This window comes from Halomonas sp. 707D4 (genome assembly GCF_024158685.1).
Lineage (GTDB): Bacteria > Pseudomonadota > Gammaproteobacteria > Pseudomonadales > Halomonadaceae > Vreelandella.
On record NZ_JAMZBD010000204.1, the window covers coordinates 1 to 5,440 of the forward strand.

General features: G+C 62.6%; 5 protein-coding genes and 4 tRNA genes. 3 read left to right on the forward strand and 6 right to left on the reverse strand.

Features of this window, described 5'->3' with window-relative positions:
• From BIS11_RS09995 to BIS11_RS10015, 5 genes are all read right to left on the reverse strand, one after another.
• A partial coding sequence (locus BIS11_RS09995; RefSeq protein WP_253586001.1) for an FAD-dependent oxidoreductase occupies positions 1-988 on the reverse strand: 988 nt, incomplete at its 3' end.
• A 393-nt stretch (positions 989-1,381) separates the two neighbouring features.
• Positions 1,382-1,456, reverse strand: a tRNA-His gene (locus BIS11_RS10000).
• A 45-nt stretch (positions 1,457-1,501) separates the two neighbouring features.
• A tRNA-His gene (locus tag BIS11_RS10005) sits at positions 1,502-1,576 on the reverse strand.
• Positions 1,577-1,635: 59 nt separating this feature from the next.
• A tRNA-Arg gene (locus tag BIS11_RS10010) sits at positions 1,636-1,712 on the reverse strand.
• A 90-nt stretch (positions 1,713-1,802) separates the two neighbouring features.
• Positions 1,803-1,879 (reverse strand) — tRNA-Pro (locus BIS11_RS10015).
• A gap of 203 nt (positions 1,880-2,082) precedes the next feature.
• On the opposite strand from BIS11_RS10015, the gene folD reads away from it, so the two are divergent.
• Together folD and mtnN are read left to right on the forward strand one after the other, a co-directional pair.
• Positions 2,083-2,937, forward strand: a complete 855-nt coding sequence (gene folD / locus BIS11_RS10020; RefSeq protein WP_253420755.1) for a bifunctional methylenetetrahydrofolate dehydrogenase/methenyltetrahydrofolate cyclohydrolase FolD — start codon at positions 2,083-2,085, stop codon at positions 2,935-2,937.
• Between the two features lie 53 nt (positions 2,938-2,990).
• Positions 2,991-3,701 (forward strand): 5'-methylthioadenosine/S-adenosylhomocysteine nucleosidase, encoded by a 711-nt coding sequence (mtnN, locus tag BIS11_RS10025; protein ID WP_253420756.1) that lies wholly within the window; start codon positions 2,991-2,993, stop codon positions 3,699-3,701.
• Between the two features lie 97 nt (positions 3,702-3,798).
• On the opposite strand, the gene pyrC is transcribed toward mtnN, so the two are convergent.
• Entirely contained in the window at positions 3,799-4,836 is a 1,038-nt protein-coding gene (gene pyrC / locus BIS11_RS10030) for a dihydroorotase (protein WP_253420757.1), read from the reverse strand.
• Between the two features lie 170 nt (positions 4,837-5,006).
• Here pyrC and BIS11_RS10035 point away from each other — a divergent pair, with 170 nt between their 5' ends.
• A complete protein-coding gene (locus tag BIS11_RS10035; protein WP_253420758.1) occupies positions 5,007-5,420 on the forward strand; it encodes a hypothetical protein in 414 nt (137 codons plus the stop codon).
• The last annotated feature ends 20 nt before the right edge of the window (positions 5,421-5,440 follow it).

Below are 5,440 nucleotides of genomic sequence, written 5' to 3' on the forward strand. Positions count from 1 at the left end.
CCGCCGCCTCGAGCTGCTCTTCGTCGGCGGGTGATTCCAGCCGGTCGAGCTCGGCGCCGGTGGTCAAGCGTACGCCCGCGTTCATCGGCGCCAGCAGGTAGCCGATTTCCGCATCCATCAGCCAGTAGTGAAGCTTCACGCCGGGTTGCGTGGCGTAGTGCATGTGATAGCCACGCTTGACGAAGGTGGGCAGCGAATAGCCGAGCTCCTGCGCCCACTGCCCGGACCAGGGGCCCAGCGCCATGACCACGTCGTCCGGGGCAAAGGTCTCCTGATCGGTTTCCACCTCGAACCCTTCACCCCGGGGGGCGATGCGCTGGATGTCCGCCCGGCAGATACGTCCCCCCATCTGCGTGAAGGAATCGGCGTAGGCGGCGACCAGCGCGCCGGGGTCGGCGACGGTCCAGGGGTCGAGCCAGTGGATCGCACCGATGATGTCGGCACCGATATCGGGCTCCTTCGTTTCAAGCGCGGCCCGGTCGAGCACCTTGAAGTGCACGTCGTAGAGCGCAAGCGCCTCCTCGGCTTCCTTGATCCGCTTGTCGAGGCGCTCCTGGGTACGGTAGATCTCGAGCCACCCTTCACGACGCACCAGATGATCGGCGCCGGCCGCCTCGATCATCGGGCCATGGGCCTTCAGGCAGAGCTTGATCAAGGAGGCGTACTCCGGAACGATCTTCTTGTAGAGTCGGGACGAGGAGTTGTGCCAGTAGCTGAGAAGCGGCGAGAAGGCGTTGAGCATGCCGCCGGGACGATAGCGAATGTCCACCCGCTTGTTGGGCAGCACGCTCAGGATGGTCTTCATGTCCCGCGGGAAGGCGTAGGGCCGAACGGCTTCGCGCTGGATGATGCCGGCATTGCCGTAGGAGGTTTCGCGTCCAGGCTGGCGCCGGTCGACCAGCGTGACCTGACAACCCCGCTTCTGCAGGTGCCAGGCGATGCTCACCCCGATCATACCCGCCCCCAGCACCACTACGTTACGCTGCACCATGCCGACTCTCCCGCTCGTGACTTGTTGATATAACCCTTTGAAAGAGAGTGAAAAATATCACCAACCCGCACCCATTTGCACAGCGGTTTCCACTATATTGAAGCCATCGAACGGTTCTTTTTCCTCGATTTCGGGTCCGATCAGTCGATTTTACCGCCAAAAAGACAGGCACAGTAAATTCGCCTATGCATCAGCGTCGAGAATCCTTCACCATCGAAGCGCCAGGTAACAGACCTAGAATAGCCGCATGAAAAGCAGAAAGCAGAAAGCAGAAAGCAGAAAGCAGAAAGCAGAAAGCAGAAAGCAGAAAGCAGAAAGCAGAAAGCAGAAAGGGTATTGGAAACGAGAAAGAAAAGAAGGAGTGTTACGAGGAGAAAAGAGAGAAGGTCATGGGGTGGATGATGGGGATCGAACCCACGACCACCGGAGCCACAATCCGGGGCTCTACCACTGAGCTACATCCACCACGACCGGTACTACCTGAGTGAAGCATCCTGTTCGTTTCATCGCTGGGGTGGATGATGGGGATCGAACCCACGACCACCGGAGCCACAATCCGGGGCTCTACCACTGAGCTACATCCACCAACGATGACAACCAAGGTACCACACCTGCTACTTGCGTTCATCAGCGGCCACGATGAGTGGCACGCCCAGCAGGACTTGAACCCGCAACCTACGGCTTAGAAGGCCGTTGCTCTATCCGGTTGAGCTATGGGCGCACATGAAGCATTCCTACCGCCGAACACCGATGAGCACTTGACCACAGCTGACGTCGGGAAAAGCAATCGTCACCCTTCGCGAAAGGCAGATGGTCGGGATGGAGGGATTCGAACCCCCGACATCCTGCTCCCAAAGCAGGCGCGCTACCAGACTGCGCTACATCCCGATTGCTTGCCTTGGACGCTACCGCCTGGCCCGTCTCAAGCGAGGCACATACTACTGATTTTAATTTTAAAGTCAACACTTAAAGCCCGTGCGGGCATCGTGGCTTTGCCTGTCAGGCCCAACATGCGAAAATTGCAGATCGGTCAGCGCCGCCACTGCGCAGCGCCGGATCGATTCGCTTCCAAACTCCATAGGACTCACTACATGAACGCCCGACTCATCGATGGCAAGACCATCGCCGCTAACGTCCGACACCGCGTTGCCGAGAAGACCGCCGCCCGTCAGCAGGCCGGCATCCGCGCTCCCGGACTAGCCGTTGTGGTGGTGGGCGACGACCCCGCGTCTCATGTGTATGTCAACAACAAGCACCGCGCCTGCGATCAGGCAGGTATCCTGTCGTTCCAGCACCAGCTCCCTCACGACACCTCCCAGCACGATCTCGAAGCCCTGGTGGATCGCCTGAACGAGGATCCGCAGGTCGACGGCATTCTGGTTCAACTGCCCCTGCCCGAACACCTGGATGCTGGCCCCATTCTCGAACGCATCGTTCCCGACAAGGATGTCGATGGCTTTCATCCTTACAATCTCGGTCGTCTCGCCCAGCGCCTGCCGGCCCTGCGCCCCTGTACGCCCAAGGGCATCATGACGCTGCTCGACGAGAGCGGCCTCGAGGTACGCGGGCTCGACGCCACGGTAGTGGGTGCCTCCAACATCGTGGGGCGCCCCATGGCGCTGGAGCTGATGCTGGCCGGCTGCACCACCACGGTCTGCCACCGTTTCACCCGCAATCTGGAAGAGCACGTGCGCCGGGCCGACCTGGTGGTCGTCGCCGTCGGCAAGCCCGGACTCGTCAAGGGTGAATGGATCAAGCCCGGGGCGATCGTGATCGACGTGGGCATCAACCGCTGTGAAGACGGCACCCTGGTCGGCGACGTGGATTTCGACGCCGCCGCGGAACGGGCGAGCTTCATCACCCCGGTGCCCGGCGGGGTCGGCCCGATGACCGTGGCCACGCTGCTCGAAAACACTCTGGAAGCCGCCGAAGCCCACGACGCTTGAGCAATCCGGTCCACGCCCGCCTCATTTCAACGCTATTCAAGGAGTAACGCCGAGTGCAACGCATCGGAATCATCGGCGCGATGGCCCAGGAAGTCGCCATTCTCGCAGGCCAGCTGGAAAACGCCCAGCGTATCGAACACGCAGGTTTCATCTTTCATGTCGGCACCCGTCACGGGCTCGAGGTGATCGTGCTGCAGTCGGGCATCGGCAAGGTCAACGCTGCCGTGGGCACCGCCATCCTGCTCGAGCGCCATCGCCCGGATGCGGTGATCAACACAGGCTCGGCAGGCGGGTTCGCCGAGGACCTCGATATCGGCGATATCGTGATCTCCAGCGAAGTGCGCCACCACGACGTCGACGCAGTGGTATTCGGCTACGAACCCGGCCAGGTGCCCGGCATGCCGGCGGCCTACATCGGCGATGCTGGCTTGCGTGACGTTGCCAAGCGCGCGATCGCCACGCTTGGCGAGGTGAAGGTGCGCGAAGGCCTCATCGCCACGGGCGATGCTTTCATGGCCGACCCCGAGCGGGTCGCCGCCACCCGGGCACAATTCCCCACGATGCTCGCCGTGGAGATGGAAGCGGCGGCGATCGCGCAGACCTGCCATCTCTACGGCTGCCCCTTCGTGGTCACCCGCGCGCTTTCCGACATTCCCGGCGCCGGCGACAACCACCTCTCCTTCGAGCAGTTCCTCGAGATCGCGGCAGAGCACTCTTCGCGCATGGTCGATCAGATGCTGATCGAGCTCGGCGCTCGCGCCTGAAACGCATCGAGCGCGGCCTCGGCCGCGCTCGATACTCAAGCATTTCCTTCTGAAAAGCGCTCGCTGGGTGAGCGCCTCTTGCCTCCCTTTCCTGCCCCTAGCGCTTCATCGTCCACGCCAGGCACTCGCCGGCCATCAGCGGCACGATGGAAAGCCCGTTGCCGTAACCATACTGCGCCGGCAGCGTCTGCTCGCGTCGCTCCAGGGTAACGGTGTCGGCGTTAGGCTCGAGGCCGTAGAAACGCGGGCCGTTCAGGCTGGCGAAGGCTTCGAGCTTGTCGAGTGCCCCCATCTGTTCGAAGGCAGTGGCGTAGAGCTCGATCGCCACCGGCGCGGTGTAGGCACCGGCACAGCCACAGCTCGACTCCTTGTCGCCCTTTTCGTGCGGCGCGCTGTCGGTGCCCAGAAAGAACTTGGGGCTGCCGCTGGTCGCGGCCTTCAACAGCGCCTGGCGGTGCTGCTCGCGTTTCAGGATCGGCAGGCAGTAGTAGTGCGGGCGAATGCCGCCGGCCAGCATCTTGTTGCGATTGAACAGCAGGTGGTGCGCGGTGATGGTCGCGGCGAGGGTGTCGGGCCCGGCGGCGACGAACTCCGCCGCCTGCTGGGTGGTGATGTGCTCGCACACGACCTTGAGCGACGGATGACGCGCCAGCAGCGGCTTGAGGACACGCTCGATGAACGCCGCCTCACGATCGAAGATGTCGATCTCGCCGTCGGTCACTTCGCCGTGAATGAGCAGCGGCATGCCGAGCCTGGCCATCATCGCGATGGCCGCATCGCAGTGCGTGATGTCGGTCACGCCGGAGGCGGAATTGGTGGTCGCGCCGGCCGGGTAGAGCTTGACCGCCTTCACCACACCGCTTGCCACCGCCTTCTCGATCTCTTCTGCTGTCGTGGTGTCGGTGAGATAGAGCGTCATCAAGGGCTCGAAGCTATAAGCCGGGTCGAGCGCCTCGAGAATGCGCTCGCGGTAGGCGAGCGCCTGTTCGGTGGTGGTCACCGGCGGCTTCAGGTTGGGCATGATGATCGCACGCCCCATCTGGGCGGCGGTGTGGTTCACCACGGCCCTGAGCACGTCGTCGTCGCGCAAGTGGAGATGCCAGTCGTCGGGGCGGGTCAAGGTAATGGAATCCACGGTCGATCCTGTGTCAGCGGGAATGAAAGCGCTCGTAAGTAGCGGCGGCTAGTATACCTAAACGCTTCACGGGAGGAATCGAGCCACTAAATCCCGCCCCCGTCGTCCACAGCGCTTTGCAAGTGTCGTATCATGGCGCCCTGTCACCCGTTGAAGGACTTTCGTCGCCCATGCAAAACGTCAGGCGCTACGCAGACATTCTCACCAGCATCGAAGGATTGATGTGGCTGGCGCTGGCCTGGTCGATCAGCGTCTCGATGCACAAGGGCAGCACCGAACCCACCCTCGCCGTGCTGTTCGTGGTCGGCGCCGTGCTGCTGTTCAGCTGGGCGCACAAACCTCTGCGCTATCTGCTGCGCCGCTATCACGTGCGCAAGCGGCGCACCGACATGTGGATCCATACCCTGGCGCTGCCACTGCTGCTCGCCATGGCCGCGCACATCCTGCTCGAGGCCTTGCTTGGCCGGTGGCTGCCGCCCAAGATACTGGTGTTCAATCTGCTGGCCACCGCCGGCTGGCTCACCTTCGTGATGACGCTGTTCATCAAGTCCGTCATTCACAGCGTCAAGACCTCCGCCCGATGAGCCCCGCCCAGCCCGAGCTG